Here is a 16973-nt window from a genome sequence, read left to right as displayed (position 1 = left end):
ATGTTATTGTAGGCTGACACTGGCAAAAATGATACGTTTAATTATTATCTTCCCGGTCTAAATATAGGTATTGTTCTTAGTCATGGAAGTTGCCATATTAACCCGAACCAGAAGAAACAACGTGTTAGCCCTGCTTATTGCTGGCCTGCTGGCGGTTTCCTGTTCCTGCCTGGCTCAAAATGACGCTGCTTTCACCGGGTACGGAGAGGTGCCGGTAAAAACGCCCGATTCCCTTTTGCGGAAAATACATCTTGCCACCGGTATCAAGGCGAAAATACTGGCGGTACAGCCGCTATTAGCTTTCCATGCCGCCCATGGCACTACGGACTCGGTGATCCTTTATGCGCAACGGCTCATCGACAGTCTTAATCAAAGCGATCTGCCAGCTGCTGATAAACGTTCCTACCAGGTGTCCCTTTATCTTACACTGGCTAACGCTTATAGTGAGGAAGGACTGTACGATGAAGCCTTACGCTTTTACCTGCAGGGCGCGGGGATTGCGGATGCGCTGGGCAATAAGAGCGCCGTCAATGAAAATAAGCTGGGGATAGCCAACGTATATGCTGCCCGCAATGAACACGATAAAGCCATTGCAGCATATATGGAGCTGCTGAATACAAGCCGGGACGAACAACTGATACAATTGGTGTATGAACGGCTGGGCATCATTTTTCTAGAACGGAAAGACCTGGTGCAGGCGAAAGACTACACCCGGAAAGCGCTGCTTTATTTCCAACAGCAGCATCAGGAGAAAAAGGAATTGCAGGCGAAACTGACGCTCGGCATCATCGCGGAATTCAGCCATCAAGACGAAGAGGCGTATTCCATTTACAATGAGGTAACAAATAAGGCGCAGCAACATCAGTTTTTTGATCTATATATCAATGCGGGGCAAAGGACGGGGGACCTGCTGACCGACCGAAAGGATTATGATAACGCAAAAGTTTTGCTGTCCCTGGTATACGCTAACGCGCTTGAATGGAACGACCTGGAAGCGCAGCTGAAGGTACTGAACAGTCTTCGTAACCTGCACGCGGCAATGGGCGATTATCAGAACGCCTATGCACTCATGACACAGTACCTGGGCATTTCCCGGGAAGTATTGAACAGGCAGAATAAAAGGGAGGTCAACGAACTTGAAATAAAGTACCAGACCGCCCAGAAAGAGAAAGAAATATTAAATAAAGAGAACCAATTAAGCCATCAGAAAACGCTGAAATACAGCCTGCTGATCGGTTTTCTCGTTATCCTGTTGCCCATCATAGGTTTGCTGTATATGTATTACCAGAAACTGCAGGCTCAAAGCAAACTAAATACTACCATGGAGGAAATGAACCGGCAGAAAATCGCGGCGTTGCTGAAGGATAAGGAACTGGAACTGCTTAAAGCCTCCTTTAGCGGCCAGGAAAAGGAGCGGAAACGGATTGCGGCTGAACTGCACGACAGCATTGGCGGCAACCTCGCTGCCATCAAACTCCAGCTTTGTAACCAAACCGGGGTGAATAGACCGGAAGCGCTTATCCGGCAGGTAGAGGATACTTACCACCAGGTACGTGATCTTTCCCATGATCTTGTTCCGTATAAATTCGGCAACACAGGCTTTACCGAGCTCATTTCCGGCTATATCAGGCAATTTGAGGCGCCCGGTAGCGCCATTATCACCTTCCATGCCTTTCCTGCTGAAGAAGTTGACCGGATTGGAACTTCGCTGAAAGTGGAGATCTATAAAATTATCCAGGAATTGATCACGAATGCCCAGAAACACAGTCAGGCGTCGAAAGTAGAGATACAACTGACCCGGTTGGATGGCATGCTTAAATTGCTGTTTGAAGATAATGGCCAGGGCTTTTCCGTGGAGACAGTGCAATTCGGCATTGGGTTTCAGAATATTCGTGAGCGGTTGCGATTATTCGACGGCGTATTTTCCATAGACTCTTTCCCCTCAAAAGGCACAGTAATTGACATTGAAATACCCTTAAACGCGGAATGGTATGAAGCATAATATTATCCTTGCGGACGATCATAAATTGTTCCTGGAAGGCGTTATGAGGTTAATAGCACAAGAAAAGGACCTTCATGTACGCTATTATGCCCATAATGGCAGAATGGTCATGAACTATCTTGATCAGCACCCGGCCGAACAGGTGGATCTCGTTATTACCGATATCAGTATGCCTGACATGGATGGCATTACATTGAATAATTATATCAAAGAAAAAAGACCGGAGATCAGTACCCTGGTAATAAGCATGCATACCGACAGCAATATGATCGATATGCTTATCCAGAATAATGTTGACGGTTTTTTATCAAAAAATGCAGATTCAGATGAATTACTGGAAGCAATCAAAACGATCCTCAAAGGAGGGAAGTACTTTTCAGAGGCCGTGAAACAGGAGTATCTCAAGAGCGTTTTCAACAAGGAAAAGGAAACGCTTGAAATGCTCACTTCCCGCGAAAAGGATGTACTGAAACTGATCGCGGAAGAATATACCACCCAGGAAATCGCCGATAAACTCTTCCTCAGCAAACATACTATTGAAAGTTACCGCAAGACCCTTATCCTGAAATTGAAAGTGCGTAACCTGGCTGGCCTGACCAGGTATGCCGTTAAATTAGGCCTCCTCAGTTAACCCCCTGAAAACAGGGGGTGCATTTTCACTGAATACGATGTTGCTGCCCCCATCGTACCCGGCTACCTTTGTTGCATAATAATTCAAACAATCCTTTAACTAAAAAATGCAACATTATGATCTACGGAATAACATTAATCCTGCTGAGCATCATTGCCGTTCCCTCCCTGATCTTATCTAAAAAGCCTAACGCAAAGGAGCTGTTGGAGAAAGTAGAGCCCTACCAGGGATGGATTGGGATTGTTTTCTGTTTCTGGGGTATATGGGGGCTTGTAACCGCTGTTTTACACATTGGCTGGCTTACCTCGGCGCCTATCTGGTGGATTACATTGGCCGCAGGTAGCCTGGTAGAGGCATGTCTTGGTTTCTTACTCGGATTCCCACTCATCAACAAGCTTTTTCTCTCCGGTAATGAAAAGGCAAGGGAAAAAGCAGTGCGTATCCGGGAAAAAGTAGCGCCTAAGCAAGGTAAACTTGGCATATTGGGTATCATCGTTGGCGCATGGATGATAGCTGCGTCCTTCCTCTTTACGATTGCGTAACGTTGTTCTTTTACAAAGTAAAATTTTAACCGATGAAAAAGATAATACTGGCCGCCACCATATTGATGTCGGCATTGGGCAGCTATGCCCAGGAACAGCAAAACCACTCTATCCAGGTTAGTGGCGTTGCCAAAATAGAGCGCGAAGCAGAATATTACCTGATGGATATTGCTATAGCTGCGGATTATGGGGAGTCAGACAGCAAAAAGCCTTTTGAAGAACTAAAAAAGAGCTTTTTTACCAAGGCAAAGGAAGCCGGTCTGGACGAAAGCCAGTTTAAAGAAGACAAATTGGCTTACCAGGCGTTACAGCTTTACAGGGAAGGCAGTTTATATACTTTAAAAGCCCGCTCCCTCGACGAACTGTTAAAGGCAGCAAAACTGGCCAACGGCACCGTTATCAATATCACAAGTACACGTGTAAAGTTCAAACCAGTTGCGAAAGATGCGAAACAATTCGAGACCGCGTTTCTCAATTGCAGGGATAAAGCCGGCGTCATTGCAAAAGCAATGGATAAAAAGCTGGGGCCTGTGTTAATGGTTACGGATCTTACCCCCCAGGAAACCACAGTGGAAGAGAATTTTTACTTCAGGCCGGTGGAAGATCAATATATCACGCTGGCAGTTAGTTTCGCGATTGAATAGCCGGCCTTCATCCATTTAGAAAATAATAAAGCCGTATAGATCGTAGGATCTATGCGGCTTTTATATTTCCAATTTCCTATTCTGATGGTGGCTTTATTGCTACCAATTTCATATTTATATAAACGGTGCCTTCTTTCCCGTCTACCAGCAATCTCGATTCATTACGCCAGGAATTTGATGCCGGCTCCCATGTAAACCGCTGTACAATAAGGCTGTCTGTACCGATAATTTTTTTCGTCAGCTTAAATTCATTATCGATCCGGTCAGCATAGAAAAAGGTTTCAACCCGCGCTTCGCCATGTACATTAAATTCATGCACTGCATAACGTTTGCTTAACCGGTTGTATCCAAAAAAATATTCTCCTTCAAACGGGATCTTTAGCCACGGAATTACCTCATGGCTCTTAAAGCGAATATGGAGGTATTGATGGTCCATCACCCATGCTGCCTCCAAGTCCAACGTGAATTTTTGACCGTGCACCATTGCATCAACATCCCATTTGCCAATGAAATGATCCAGAAGGTCGTCATGAAACTGTCTGTCTGTAGAGTCCCCGGTGTTTTGGGCGAATACCGGATTTGCAATAAGTACAGATAAAATAATTAATGCAATTGATGGAAATGTTTTTAGAAGGTTTATGGTAGCCATAATCATTTAGTTTATTTGGGATTAAAATGATATATGCGTTTGTCAAAGCTACCATAGTTTTTTGGAAGGAGAGGGCATGGTTTTTAGGAAGCTCAGCCTTATTGTTTTGGATACAGGCAGGCCAGGTTTACCCGGCCTGCCTGATGAAACGTCGTTATATTGTATTATCCCAGGCTTTTTGCTGATGCTCTTTTAACATGTCTTCTACAAACTGCGGTACAACATTCCTAAACTTACCCGTATCTGACGGAACGATCCTGATCATGGCGTCGATCATTTCCTGCGGGTCCAGCCGGCCCTGCGGCGTGCCTAAGAGGCTGTCGAACACTTCCCGCATCTCGGCGCGTTTGGTGAAGTTCTTGTTGTCGTCCAGCCAGCGGAAGGGATTATCCGCCATGGTTTCGTTATAACCGGTAAGGTAGGCGCCGGGATTAATGGTCTGTATCTGTATCCCGTACTTTTTAAGCTCGTCTTGCATCGCCTCTGCAATGGCTTCCAACGCATGTTTGGTGGATACATAGATACCATATCCCGGAGGTGTAAACAAGCCACCCATTGACGAGGTAAAGACAACCTTTCCTGTACGTTTTTCATTGATGAATTTGGCTATGAATTGCTGGGCCAGTGCCAACGGCGCAAACACGTTGGTTTCAAAGTTACGGCGCACCAGGTCAACAGGGATCTCAAAAGTAGGGCCGGCTTCTCCCATACCGGCGTTGCTGAACAGGATATCAATATCCCAGGTTAGCGCATACTTTACGTCATACGGGTCCAGGATGTCCAGGCGCTCTACCTGTAGATTATCCTGCAAGCCTAATTCCTCCACCTTTTTACGTAGCGCTGTTACCTGGGGAGAGATCTGCACGCCCGCGATCACTTTGTGCCCAGCCTTAGCCAGCCCGATTGCTGCTCCTTCTCCAAATCCGGAACCGGCTCCGGTGATCAGAATTGTTTTTGGTTTCATTGGTTTGTTGTTTAATGAGTGATTGTCTTTAGTTGTTCTTAATTAAATTGTTGCCTGGTCAAATAGCGACACTCCCGCGGTGGCTATCGCAAGGTCTTCAGATATGGCTCCGCCAGATACCCCGATGTACCCCACAATATCATTTCCATTTTTTATGGGCAATCCACCAGCAAACCCTATTAATCCGCCATTCGTGTTTACCATCCCATATGTACCGGATTCCGGCTTCAGAAACTCACCCACTGCTTCGCTGCTGGTACGGAACAGGCTGGCTGTTTTGGCCTTCTTTAGCGCCAGTTCCATGGCGCCTAAAAAAGCGCAGTCCATCCGCTCAAAGGCTTTAAGATGGCCGGCGGTATCCAATACGGCTATATTCACATTTACATTAAGCTGAACAGCTTTGGCTTTCGCCAGCTGTATCACTTGCCGTGTTTCGTTTAAATTGATTTCCATAATGAATTTTTTGTGACTATTGTTGTTTCAGTTTGATAGATCAAAGGTATTTTGGATATCCGGACAGGTTTATAGGAAGAGTATCCCTGTTTTTATGAAAATCAAACCTTTCCATCATATTCCCTTTTTTTCCTAATTTGGTTGCATGATAAAGGGAAGTGCTACTATAGATATGCTTAGAGATTTTCCCGGTATTACGCCTATTCTGCGGGAAAGTTTTACGTCAACGCTGGTGCGTGTGTTTAACCGTGAAACCGAAGACTGCCGTAATTACCTCTCCGCCAACCGGAGGGAGTTTTATAAGGTGCTGATGATCACCGGTGGGGACGGCTATTTTACCATGGGGCTCAATAAATATTTTGTTGACAGGCCTACCATTATGTTCATTCATCCAAATGATATCATATCCTGGCAGAAAACCGCCGGCGAGTCCGTGGGTTATTACATTTTGTTCAGGAAGGACTTTGTTAATCAACAGCCTGCGCTGAGGGCTGTAATGGATCGTTTAGGTTTATTTACAGATAAATCGAAAAGTGTGATCACATTGGATGAGGGAGTTGTTCCGGGCTTTAACCGGTTATGGGAATCCATGTATAATGAACAGCACAATACAACACAGTTGGGCTATGATGCAATACAGGCTTATATGCAGTTGATGATGATCGATTGTGCAAGGATGTCTGGTATCCCTGAACCGGTATCCACTGACGAAGAATACGGTCACGTACATCATTTTTTTCAGCTGCTTGAAACGAAAATTTCGAAAATAAACTGCGATGAACCGCTGAGTATGCGAACAGCAAAGGAATTTGCTTCGTCGATGGCCCTGCACCCAAACTATCTTAACCGGGTATTGAAAAAGTACACGGGGCAAAACGTTAGTGTGCATATTAAGGGCAGGATATTGGATGAGTGCAAGGCTTTACTGTTGCAAACCAACTGGACGCTGGAGCAGGTCAGTTATGCTGTCGGTTTTTCAGACCAGCCGAATTTTAACTATTTTTTTAAAAAGAATACCGGTCTTACTCCTAATGAGTTCAGGAAAAACACGGTTTGATCAATTACAGAGCCTAAAGTTCTTCCGCCCGGAAGACATGTTATAACATTGGATGACATATTTAGATTTTAAAAGTAAAAACATTTAACATTTTGTTTATATAATCCTTTTGAGGTTGATAATTACCCTTTTATATTATTTAAGCCAGTTAAGTTAGGCCCTTGATACCGGCAACTGGGCACGGTATAGCATATATGCGCAATTATTTTATATGTGGTTAAATAATAATATTACATTTGCGCAAATTTTTTTAAATATCTATGAAAGCAACATTTTTAACAGTGGGCCTGTTATCCCTTTCCATCCTTTCTTTTGCCCAGGACAAGGACAACGACAACGACGAGTACGAACTTAAAGGAAATGAAAAACAAGGTTACATTATTACCAAAGACGACCAAAAGATTGAGGGTATTGTAAAGCTGGTTGGCACAGCGCAAAACCCCTGGATGAACCAGAAAAAAGTTAGATTCGTCCCTAAAGAATCTATCAACCCCGAGAAAAAAAAGCAGAAATTCAAAGTGTATGACGCTGATGACATGAAGGAGTATGTTGCTGTTGATGATAGCACCGAAAGGCATTTCCGCCTCATTAAATTCGTCAACAAAAGACAAGGTTTGTTGAACACGACCGGCGGATTAGGTGGTCAGATCAAAACAATCAAGAACCTGTCGTCCACTACGCACATGGCAGAGGTAATTGTTGACGGCCCTATTAAGATGTACCGTCTTTATGGTTATCCCACGCCGGTGGCTGCGGGCAATAATGATGTTGCCGCTGCGGAAGCAGATGAGGTGAATCTTCGTGAGAACCCTGATGTACTGGTACAGAAAGGTGACGACAAGCCCAAAGAGCTGACTGCTTCCGATATCAAAAAGCTGGTAAGCGATTGTCAAACTGTAGCGGATAAGCTGGCAGCCGGTGGTTACAGCTCTTATGATCCTGCAAAGGAGGAAAAGAAGAAAAGCACATTCGGTAAATTGATCAAAGGTGAGGTAGACAGGGCCGGTGATAAATTGCTGATAATGGGTACTCAGATCTTTAGTGATTATAACAGCACTTGCAAATAGTATATTGTACGTATGTGAAAAAAGGAATTGGGCGCTGCTCAATTCCTTTTTTTTGCAAAAAAAGACCATCGGCAACGTTATGCGTGATGGTCTGAGAAAGCGATATGGTCCTTGTTTGCCGGATCAGGCGTCCGGTATTTCAGGTTCTACCAGTTTAGTAAGCTTTTCCAGTGATTCCTGCCAGCCTAAATAACACATTTCAGCAGGTATGGCTGCAGGGATCCCTTCCTGGGCGATCTTTATTTCTGTACCGGCAATGGTTTTCCGGAGGGAAACAGTGGTGATCATTTCTCCCGGCAGGTTAGGATCATCAAATTTGTCAGTGTATTTCAGAAACTCATTAGGTTTGAGCTCTAAGTAAGTACCGCCAAATGAATGGCCGTTACCAGTGGTGAAATTCTGGAATGACATTTTAAAGGAGCCACCAGTCTCTACATTCATTTCATGAACGGTGCAAAGAAATCCATAAGGAGGTAACCAGGATGCAATTGCCAGGGCGTCGGTAAATGCGCGGTATACCTTTTCCGGGGAGGCTTTAAGGACTCTGTGCAGTGAAACAGCGTTGTTTGACATAAGATCTATTTTGATTGTTAGTGATTAATTTCAACACAACAAAGATGGATGAAAAATTGGATTCGCATGGAGGCTATATAAGACAAAAGAGGGGTGATTTGCGACTTAGTTTACATGAGAGAATAAAAAGAGGCTGTATACTGTTTAAGGTATACAGCCTCTCTCACGCAATACGGCTGTTATTTACCAGCGTTGGCAGTTAAGAAATACAAGGTATTGTTCCGGCTGCTGATGGTAAAAGTACTGTCATCGTAAGAAATATCGCTACGCGCCGATGGTTTACCGGCCGCAAAGACCAGTATCCTGGCATTGGAAACCATATCCGTAACCGGCTTTAAAACATATTTCTCCTTCTGAGGCTTTTCCTTAAATACGGCAGGCGTAAGTATAAAGTAGTTGAACTCGCTGCCAGCCGCGGTTATTTCCACTTCGGCAATTTTGAATTGCTCAATAGATTTGATATCTATTTGTTTTATGGAATAGTCTACAACGGTGTCAAATTTTTCTGTGAGTATGGTTTTAGCCATATCATCAAAAGCTGCCTGTGAAACGGCAATGTCTTTGATCTTCGTATCGATGCTGCTATTGTCAGGTTTGCTTTTGATATTGCTTATGTTGTTTTCTTTTTTAAGGCAACCAAACAATAAACATATAACAGCTAATAGATAGAATATTTTTAAAAGATTATTTTTCATATGCTAAGATTATTAACAGTTAATTAATTAGTTGTATTCCAAAATTACCTGTTGACCCGTCACTGCCCCATACATAAATATTTTCTGGGCGGGCGTTAGGAAATGGAAGCCTTGTTGGGCTAAGCGTAAAATCAAAAGATGTTCCCTCGCCAGATGCTAATTGTATGTAGCCAACATTTACCGGTATATACCAATGATAATAATACCAGAGGTATTTAATACCGGGAGTGGGATTTGAAATGCCCAGATGCGCTACGGTCCCGACTAGAAATGCATCTCCTTGTTTTGTGTTGCCGGGTAGTTCGACAACATTTAAAATAATACTGGAGGAAGGACGGGTTAATACAAGTTCATTACTTGTATTAATAACACCATTGGCGTCCGTGATAACCCTGGTAAGACGGTAAGTGCCGTTGATCAAACGGTTAGAGGGCGCTAGCTGTAAACTATTCACCGTATTTGCAATGACGGTATAGTCGGCAGGGTTATTAACGTCGCCTCCCATATCAAAGTGCCAGTAATAGGTATAGCTCCCCGTTTGTACTGCAGGCGTAGATCCGGAAACGTCTAAATTGTTCATGTAAACATAAGGAGTATTGAACGCGATGGTATTATTGGAAATCGGATCTGCCGGAGGGGTATAGGGGACAAATTGATATGATTTGTTATAAAGGCTGGGAGTAGGGAACTGATTGGAGCTCCACAGCAAGGCAATACCCGTTTCATTTTGTATGCCAGTGTAGGAAGTAACGGCATCAAATGATTTTGTTGCAATAGTATTGTTAAAATCAGCGGTTTTAATGGTATAAGGCCCGCCTAAATTTACCATTACCGGTGCGCCATTTGAGCCAGGGTGATATGCGACCAGGGTGACACTTATGTTTGCAGGCTCATAATCGCTTGTCCCCCCTACAACGCTGCGCAAGCAGGAAACAGTAAATTTAAAGGAAGTACTCCCTGCAGCATTCAGCCTTACTTTCCCGTTTTCGAGATAGGTGGCGGGTATAGAGAAATCAGCAATGTTCTCGGCATAAAGCACAAAGTGGTAAAAACAGGCAATGATCAGGGTCAATAAAGCTTTTTTGGTCATAATAATTATAGTTTGATGATTAACGAAAACGAGGTATCCTTGCGTGAAAGGGATTTCACGCTTTAATTAAATAAGAGAAATGTAAGGGAACGGCTGTCAAAGCCGTGGCAGTGGCAACATTAAACCGGGTTTCATATATGGCGTCTTTTGGTAAATTGAAGATATGGGAAATGTATTTTACCTGGTTGTCCGTAATAGCTTTTAATAATAATTTATGGAAATTCCCATATCCTTCATCTTATCTTTTATGACAGCGAATTTAAGGAAGATACTTCTTCCTGATCTCGCTTAGGTATTCAGGGGTGAAACCCAGAAAAGACGCCAGTAGATATTGTGGAACACGTTGCATAAAGGCGGGAAACTGCCGGCTAAAATCATGATATAATTCTTCCTTAGAGAGCTCATATAAGGTTCTGAACCTCATTTGAGAAGCAGCATAGGCCTTTTGGAAAACAAGATGAAAATAGCCGTTCAATTCCGGGATTTTATCCAGTAGTTCGCGCTGCCGGTCAGTGCTGATGCACAGTACTTCCGTGGTTTCAATAGCACGAATCGAGAATTGTGCCGCAGCTCCCTGCTGGAACGCCATGAAATCTGATGTCCACCAGTCCTCTATGGCAAAATCGATGGTCTGCTCTGTTCCATTTTTCCTTACATAGTATATATGTGTACATCCTTTGGCAATGAAGAACTTTTCATAACACCGGCTGCCCTCGCTTAGTAATACCTCCTTTTTCTTATATGTTCTGTGCTCAAAGAACGGTTCCAGTAAGCCTAATTTTTCCGTTTCAATGGGGTAGATCTTTTTGATATGATCTATCAGACGTTGTATCACCAGCTGCATGTTTTTACATTATAGGCGAAATTATACAATTTGGCACAAATGGGCAGGGAGGCGTCATACCCCGTCTGTTATAAAATGGAATGGTTAAAAAGATAAACTTTTGTATCTTTCGCCGTCAATAATCTATATACGAAAGAAACGGAAGCCCGTAGGGGAGAGGATAACCCAAATAAACCCCGGAGGTTTGTCATGTAACAAAAAATGGAAATCAAACAACAAGATAGAACCCTATGAAAAAATTATCCGTAGCCCAAATGCTGGTTTTGGCGGTTATTGCATTGGCGGCCGGTTGTAAGAAGGACGACGACCCGGGTCGCGAGCCTGGAAAACCCACATTCCTGCCCGTTTCAGTTTCTTATACCGTAGAACAGAATGGCAGCAAACAAAGAGTGATACTGGACAGCCTTGTGTATAATGGTGACTATTCGGTTGGAACATTATTTATGGACGGCTTGGATAACCAACAGTGGGAATACCGTATCCAGTTCGGGTATAATAGTAATAAGCAATGCACTACAGTAACCTGGTTCAATGGGGATAATAATAACATCAGGGAGCTGGATTCCCTGGCGTATACTGGTAATAAAGTAACTATATACCGGCTGGACCCGGATGATCATCGTGTGTGGAACAGCAGCTCCATGACATTGGGCAGTGATAATAAGGTAGCCCTGCTGGGAAGTAAAGATACTTTGATAGAGATGGATACCAAAATGCTCGACTATACGGAATTTACCTATAATAGCGACGGTAATCCGGCCAACTTCTTTATCATCATTATGAGACCTATTTTGGCGGGATAAGCCGGAATGAAACCAGCGAATCCAATTACACCTACGATAATAGCGCTAATCCTAACCCGTTTCTGGAAGTGTTTTCGCGGAATCCTCAGCTGATGGTCATTATGCATAATGATATAGATATATTCTCTTTGGGTAAGAGCAGCTTGTTTAGCGTTACCACAAAGGATAAGGACGGTGTTACCGCTACAACTAATTTTACGAATACTTACGATGCTGATGGTAAATTATCGTTCCAGAAAATGTCAAACGGGGAGAACGATTTTATGCTCGAATATATTTATACGAAGGCTGTAGCAAAGGAACAATAATAACCTTGTTGCCTTTTGACGACATTAGATGCGCTGCTTTCCTATGGAGGCAGCGCATCTATGTTTTATAGGCAATGAATGTCCATCTTAATAAAATTTGGGGTGATGCAAGGGGAGTTGTAAGTTTACCCGGCCAAAATAAAATACAATAACATTGAATACCATTCAATCCAATATCGATAATCTTACCGCCCTCTGGCAACAGGCCAGCCGCCCATTTAATGGCTGTTTTGGATCTGCGGCCTTTAATTACTGCCATGTTGAACACTCCGGATGGCCTAACCGGTTATGGTTTAACCAGGATATTACGCCAGAGCTGATAAAAACAGCCGCTGCGGCTATTGATGACAAGTCTTCCGCATTTACGCTCCCGTATTGGGATATCTATAACAGCGGATCCTTCCAGATACTGGATACGCTGGGGTATCAGCAAAAGTCTGAGCAGATAGGGATGTCATTAAAGCTGGAGCAGCCTTTTCTACAGCGGCCAGGCCTGGATTACCGGCGGGTGACGGACGATGCTGCAGCGCAGCTATGGTCTGATATTTTTGGGCAGGCCTTTGGATACCTGATTAGCCCAGAGATACTGATGCGGACGGGTAACGGGATCGAGTACTACCTTGCCTATTACCAGGATCAACCTGCGGGTACCGCTATGCTGTACACCACTGGGGATATTGCGGGCATCCATGCCGTAGGCGTTATCCCGGGAATGAGAAGAAAAGGGATTGCAGATGATATGATGGTCTTTATCCTTAACAGGGCGATTGCGCTGGGCGCCAGTTATGCTACCTTGCAGGCGTCGGCTATGGGAAAAGGCCTTTACCTGAAGCTGGGTTTTAAAGAGGAATTCAGGATAAAGAATTATATTTTTAAAGTATAGACAGGAAGCCTGCTACAAGTAGCCGGTAAAAATAAAGCCGCATACATTATTAAGATGTATGCGGCTTATTCGTTGTATAAACTTATGCCCCCAGTTCTGTCGCCGGCACGGAATGCCGTATCTGTAAGCGATCACACCAGCCTTCGAAATCACGGTGGATCTGCTGTAAGGTCTGTTTTTGTTCCGGCGTTAATTCCAGCGCGTGCGCACGGCTGATGGTGCGCACGGGAAGGCCCCGCAGCTGGAGGAAATATTTCGCGCTGAGCGGATATGCAATATGGATCAGCGGGTCTACTCTTTGCAGTTCGGATTGGATCCAGCGTACATCCTCCTGTTTGCTTTCGTCGTTCACATTATTGCAGAGCCATACCAATACCTCCGGGTAAAAGTTCCCGGAAATGGAAGACATACCCGCCGCGCCCATCTGCATGGAGGCCACTGCATTGGGCGTATGGGCGTCATAGAACTCCAGGTTGCTGCCGGCGGTAACGGCCAGTTTGGCACGCACATTCTCTACGTTGCAGGAGGTATCCTTGTGGTAAACCAGCCGGTTGGTAGCCAGGAGTGTTTGCAGTATTTCCGGCGTGATAATGCGTTTATAGGGCGCGGGACATTCGTACAAGCCCAGCGGAATATCGTGGGTGAGGGAAAACAGTTTTTCAAAACGCTGCAATAATGTGCTGTCCGGCTCATCTATATTGGCAAAATGCCCGGTGATCATGATCACGGAATCTACGCCGGTGTCATAGATCTTTTTTGTGAACTCGGCTTTATCTTCTATGGTGAGGCCAAAGGACCCTGTGGCCACCACGGGAACGCGGCCGTTTACACATTCTACCACATGCCTGGTGAGCGCCAGCCGCTCGTCCTCACTGATGCTGTACATTTCGGAAGATAAACAGTTGGCAAAGAAACCACTCACGCCGGCGTCCAGGTAGAAATGGATCAGGTGCTCTACCATCCCCAGGTCGATCTGCGCTTTCAGGTTAAAAGGGGTGATCATCACCGGTACAAATTTCTTTTGCATAAAAAAAGCTTTTATAATCAGGAAGTTTTTAAGCGTTGCACACTGGTAAGCAGCATACCGGTCAGGAAGATGGACAGCGTGCCCACCACGATGATCATATGCGCGTGCAGATGGCTGTGTATATGCACCCATTCTGCGGGCAGATATTTGGATAAAGACATCCACACAATGATCAGGATACCGATAATAGTGGCTATTACCGCCGCTGCGTTTTTGATGCCGGATACCATTCCCAGGAGAAACAACCCCAGCATGCCGCCGGCAAAGATGCCCGCCAGGTCCCACCACATATCCAGGATACTGCCTACGCCTATCATGGATATGCCCGCAATGATGGCGAATACACCTGCCAGGGAGGCGGCGGAATAGAGTACCCGCATTTCCCTTTTGGGCGTCACCTCAGGATCAATATAACGCTGGTAGATATCCTTCAGGAAAACGGTGGCGGTGCTGTTCATACCGCTGCTGACGGTGCTCATGGCGGCGGATAAAATAGCGGCCACTATCAATCCCATCAGTCCGGATGGCACTTTGGTGACCATGAACCAGGGCAACACCTTATCGCCATAATCTGCCGGCTGCAGCATGGATACGGGGATATGCCGCTCTGCCGCCGCTTGTTGTTTGACGGCCAGTAATACATCCGGGTGCTGCTGTGCATAGGCATACAGTGCGGTGCCAATAAAAAAGAACACCATGCTCACCGGTACGTACCAGTACACGCATAACCAGATGCTGCGGGAAGCTTCCTTCTCCGACCTGGCGGTATGGTAACGCTGCACATAGTTCTGGTCCATCCCGAAATTATTCAGGTTAATAAAGAACCCATATAGGAACACCACCCAAAAAGTGGAATGACTAAAATCGCCCAGGTTGAAACTGCCAGGAGAAAATTTCCCATCGGCTCCGCCAATACGGAAAATATCCCCCACGCCATTATTCATGCCTTTAATCACCAGGTATAGAATTACGAGGGCCCCGGTGGTTTTAACAATACCCTGTAATACTTCTGTCCAGATCACCGCTTCCATACCGCCCAGCACTGTGTATATAATAATACATATGCCGGTGACCCAGATAATGGTGCGCATCTCCAATCCTGTAAGGGCCTGCAGCGCCAGCGCCGCGCCAAAAAAGATGGAGCCCATCCGCGCCAGCTGCATCAGGATAAAACACACGGTAGTGTAGGTCCTGGCCCAGGGGCCAAACCGTTGCTCCAGGTGCGTATATGCGCTTACTGCTCCGCTTCTCCGGTAAAATGGCACAAAATACTTTGCTGCAATGAACGCTGCCAGCGGCATGGACAAACTGAAAGTAAAGGCATTCCAGTTGCTGCCGAAGGCTTTTCCCGGAACGCCCAGGAAAGTATTGCTGCTTAAAAAAGTGGCATACAAAGAAAGCCCCAGCGCCCAGCCGGGAATTGTTCCCGATGCTGTGGTAAACTGTGCAGCGCTCTTATTCTTCCGCGAAAACCGCACGCCGATCAGGATCATTCCCAACAGGTAAATGGCAATCACGGCCAGATCAATTACAGGCAATTGGCGCATATCAGTTTCCGGATTTCATACGTGGATAATGAACAGGAAAACATCCTGTCTTTTGCGAAGGTTGCCAAATTTTATGGATCAAACAATGTTTTCAATTACAAAAAGAATGGCTTAAATTACTGTGGCGATGAATAACCCGTCTATTAGCGCGCCCATCACACGGATCTTACCGGAACAGCTAAAGCGCAAGCTGGAAAAGCACCCGCTTGGAAGGAACTTGTATATAACGGCCATTGGCTTCTACCCGGAAAATGCGGCCAGGGAGATCAGCGAGCCAAAGGGCGCGCTGGTATACACCTTACTATATGCCGCACAGGGCAAAGGATGGCTGGAGACCGGCAAAAAAAAGAGCCGTGTGCAGCCCAGCCAATACCTGGTGATCCCGAAAAATACGCGCTTCCGCTCCTGGCCGGACCCTGAGGCGCCGTGGCGCATTTACACAGTGCAGTTTTCCGGCCTGCTGGCAGATGATATTTTCAATTACCTGGGCAACGGCATCAAACCGCGCACTATTCCGCCATTGGTGGGCCGCAATGCCCAGTTTGATGATATCCTGCATCATCTGGACCTGATGAATAATATTGAGAACCTGTTGTACGCCAATTTCCGCTTCTACAGTTTCCTGGGGACTTTCCGGCTTACCGTTTTCAATTACATGAAGAAAGGGGCCGATAATATTATTGAGCAATGTATCCAGCTCATGAAACAAAAGCTCGACCGCCCGCTTACACTGGCAGATCTATCCAGGGAAACGCAGTTGTCTGCCTCCTATCTGTCTGCCTTGTTTAAAGAGAAGACACGTTATTCGCCCATCCAGCTGTTTACATCCCTGCGTATGCAGAAAGCCAGCCAGCTGCTGAAAGAAACGCGGCTTACTGTAAAAGAGATTGCTGTAGAGATGGGATACCCGGATCCCTACGCTTTTTCCCGGTCATTTAAATTGGTAATGGGTGTATCTCCCAAGAAATTCAGAGATAAGTTATAACCGCGCAGATGATTATCTTTATCCCCGACTATTTATTGCTATGAAAAGAATGTTCCTTTGTTGCTATGCGCTATTGGCATAGCCCTTACCGTTACGGCGCAATCCCAGAGCACAGATCTGCAGATTAAAAATATCAGCGACACTTTTTTACTGTACAAGCTTACGTGAAGAACAAAAAAGGCAAGTTCACATTAGTAAGACGGTATGTA

Annotated in this window: 19 protein-coding genes; 10 read left to right on the top strand and 9 right to left on the bottom strand. The window is 45.2% G+C overall.

Annotated features, from left to right (window positions below; translation table 11 throughout):
* The first annotated feature begins 121 nt into the window (after positions 1-121).
* The 4 genes from F0L74_RS23010 to F0L74_RS22995 all read left to right on the top strand — a co-directional run bounded on the left by F0L74_RS23010 (position 122) and on the right by F0L74_RS22995 (position 3819).
* Entirely contained in the window at positions 122-2002 is a 1881-nt protein-coding gene (locus F0L74_RS23010; protein ID WP_188316124.1) for a tetratricopeptide repeat-containing sensor histidine kinase, read from the top strand.
* Positions 1992-2633, top strand: a complete 642-nt coding sequence (locus F0L74_RS23005; RefSeq protein ID WP_149840263.1) for a response regulator — start codon at positions 1992-1994, stop codon at positions 2631-2633. Before F0L74_RS23010 ends, F0L74_RS23005 begins: the two co-directional genes overlap by 11 nt.
* A 116-nt stretch (positions 2634-2749) precedes the next feature.
* The gene (locus F0L74_RS23000) at positions 2750-3175 is read left to right on the top strand and encodes a hypothetical protein (RefSeq protein WP_149840262.1); all 426 of its coding nucleotides are present in this window, start codon (positions 2750-2752) and stop codon (positions 3173-3175) included.
* Between the two features lie 32 nt (positions 3176-3207).
* A complete protein-coding gene (locus F0L74_RS22995; protein ID WP_149840261.1) occupies positions 3208-3819 on the top strand; it encodes an SIMPL domain-containing protein in 612 nt (203 codons plus the stop codon).
* 76 nt (positions 3820-3895) lie between these two features.
* Here the strand turns inward: F0L74_RS22995 and F0L74_RS22990 are convergent, their stop codons facing one another.
* From F0L74_RS22990 to F0L74_RS22980, 3 genes are all read right to left on the bottom strand, one after another.
* Positions 3896-4468 (bottom strand): hypothetical protein, encoded by a 573-nt coding sequence (locus F0L74_RS22990; protein WP_149840260.1) that lies wholly within the window; start codon positions 4466-4468, stop codon positions 3896-3898.
* A 154-nt stretch (positions 4469-4622) separates the two neighbouring features.
* Positions 4623-5432: an SDR family oxidoreductase gene (locus tag F0L74_RS22985; protein WP_149840259.1), complete on the bottom strand. Its 810-nt coding sequence runs from the start codon at positions 5430-5432 to the stop codon at positions 4623-4625.
* Positions 5433-5474: 42 nt separating this feature from the next.
* A complete protein-coding gene (locus F0L74_RS22980; protein ID WP_149840258.1) occupies positions 5475-5885 on the bottom strand; it encodes a GlcG/HbpS family heme-binding protein in 411 nt (136 codons plus the stop codon).
* A 145-nt stretch (positions 5886-6030) separates the two neighbouring features.
* Between F0L74_RS22980 and F0L74_RS22975 the strand changes: the two genes are divergently transcribed.
* Both F0L74_RS22975 and F0L74_RS22970 read left to right on the top strand, forming a co-directional pair.
* Positions 6031-6942 (top strand): helix-turn-helix domain-containing protein, encoded by a 912-nt coding sequence (locus F0L74_RS22975; protein ID WP_149840257.1) that lies wholly within the window; start codon positions 6031-6033, stop codon positions 6940-6942.
* 260 nt (positions 6943-7202) lie between these two features.
* Entirely contained in the window at positions 7203-8009 is an 807-nt protein-coding gene (locus F0L74_RS22970; RefSeq protein ID WP_149840256.1) for a hypothetical protein, read from the top strand.
* Between the two features lie 123 nt (positions 8010-8132).
* Here F0L74_RS22970 and F0L74_RS22965 read toward each other — a convergent pair whose 3' ends face one another.
* The 4 genes from F0L74_RS22965 to F0L74_RS22950 form a co-directional block, all read right to left on the bottom strand.
* A complete protein-coding gene (locus tag F0L74_RS22965) occupies positions 8133-8582 on the bottom strand; it encodes an SRPBCC family protein (protein WP_149840255.1) in 450 nt (149 codons plus the stop codon).
* 179 nt (positions 8583-8761) lie between these two features.
* Positions 8762-9277 (bottom strand): hypothetical protein, encoded by a 516-nt coding sequence (locus tag F0L74_RS22960; RefSeq protein WP_149840254.1) that lies wholly within the window; start codon positions 9275-9277, stop codon positions 8762-8764.
* Between the two features lie 19 nt (positions 9278-9296).
* Positions 9297-10367: a hypothetical protein gene (locus F0L74_RS22955; RefSeq protein WP_149840253.1), complete on the bottom strand. Its 1071-nt coding sequence runs from the start codon at positions 10365-10367 to the stop codon at positions 9297-9299.
* Positions 10368-10626: 259 nt separating this feature from the next.
* On the bottom strand, positions 10627-11202 hold the full coding sequence (locus tag F0L74_RS22950; protein WP_213087057.1) for a Crp/Fnr family transcriptional regulator: 576 nt from the start codon (positions 11200-11202) through the stop codon (positions 10627-10629).
* 239 nt (positions 11203-11441) lie between these two features.
* Here F0L74_RS22950 and F0L74_RS22945 point away from each other — a divergent pair, with 239 nt between their 5' ends.
* The 3 genes from F0L74_RS22945 to F0L74_RS22935 all read left to right on the top strand — a co-directional run bounded on the left by F0L74_RS22945 (position 11442) and on the right by F0L74_RS22935 (position 13205).
* A complete protein-coding gene (locus F0L74_RS22945) occupies positions 11442-12014 on the top strand; it encodes a hypothetical protein (protein ID WP_149840251.1) in 573 nt (190 codons plus the stop codon).
* A 92-nt stretch (positions 12015-12106) separates the two neighbouring features.
* Positions 12107-12322 (top strand): hypothetical protein, encoded by a 216-nt coding sequence (locus F0L74_RS22940; RefSeq protein ID WP_149840250.1) that lies wholly within the window; start codon positions 12107-12109, stop codon positions 12320-12322.
* A gap of 154 nt (positions 12323-12476) precedes the next feature.
* Positions 12477-13205 carry a GNAT family N-acetyltransferase gene (locus tag F0L74_RS22935; RefSeq protein WP_149840249.1) on the top strand — a complete coding sequence of 243 codons (729 nt, stop codon included), beginning with the start codon at positions 12477-12479 and terminating at the stop codon, positions 13203-13205.
* An 82-nt stretch (positions 13206-13287) separates the two neighbouring features.
* Here F0L74_RS22935 and F0L74_RS22930 read toward each other — a convergent pair whose 3' ends face one another.
* Both F0L74_RS22930 and F0L74_RS22925 read right to left on the bottom strand, forming a co-directional pair.
* On the bottom strand, positions 13288-14232 hold the full coding sequence (locus F0L74_RS22930; protein WP_149840248.1) for a dihydrodipicolinate synthase family protein: 945 nt from the start codon (positions 14230-14232) through the stop codon (positions 13288-13290).
* A 17-nt stretch (positions 14233-14249) separates the two neighbouring features.
* The gene (locus tag F0L74_RS22925; RefSeq protein ID WP_149840247.1) at positions 14250-15779 is read right to left on the bottom strand and encodes a sodium:solute symporter family protein; all 1530 of its coding nucleotides are present in this window, start codon (positions 15777-15779) and stop codon (positions 14250-14252) included.
* A gap of 127 nt (positions 15780-15906) precedes the next feature.
* Here F0L74_RS22925 and F0L74_RS22920 point away from each other — a divergent pair, with 127 nt between their 5' ends.
* A complete protein-coding gene (locus F0L74_RS22920) occupies positions 15907-16764 on the top strand; it encodes an AraC family transcriptional regulator (protein WP_149840246.1) in 858 nt (285 codons plus the stop codon).
* The last annotated feature ends 209 nt before the right edge of the window (positions 16765-16973 follow it).

The organism is Chitinophaga agrisoli (genome assembly GCF_008386695.1).
Lineage (GTDB): Bacteria > Bacteroidota > Bacteroidia > Chitinophagales > Chitinophagaceae > Chitinophaga > Chitinophaga agrisoli.
The sequence above is the reverse complement of the archived record's forward strand: the minus strand, read 5'-3'. Positions and strand labels throughout refer to the sequence as shown.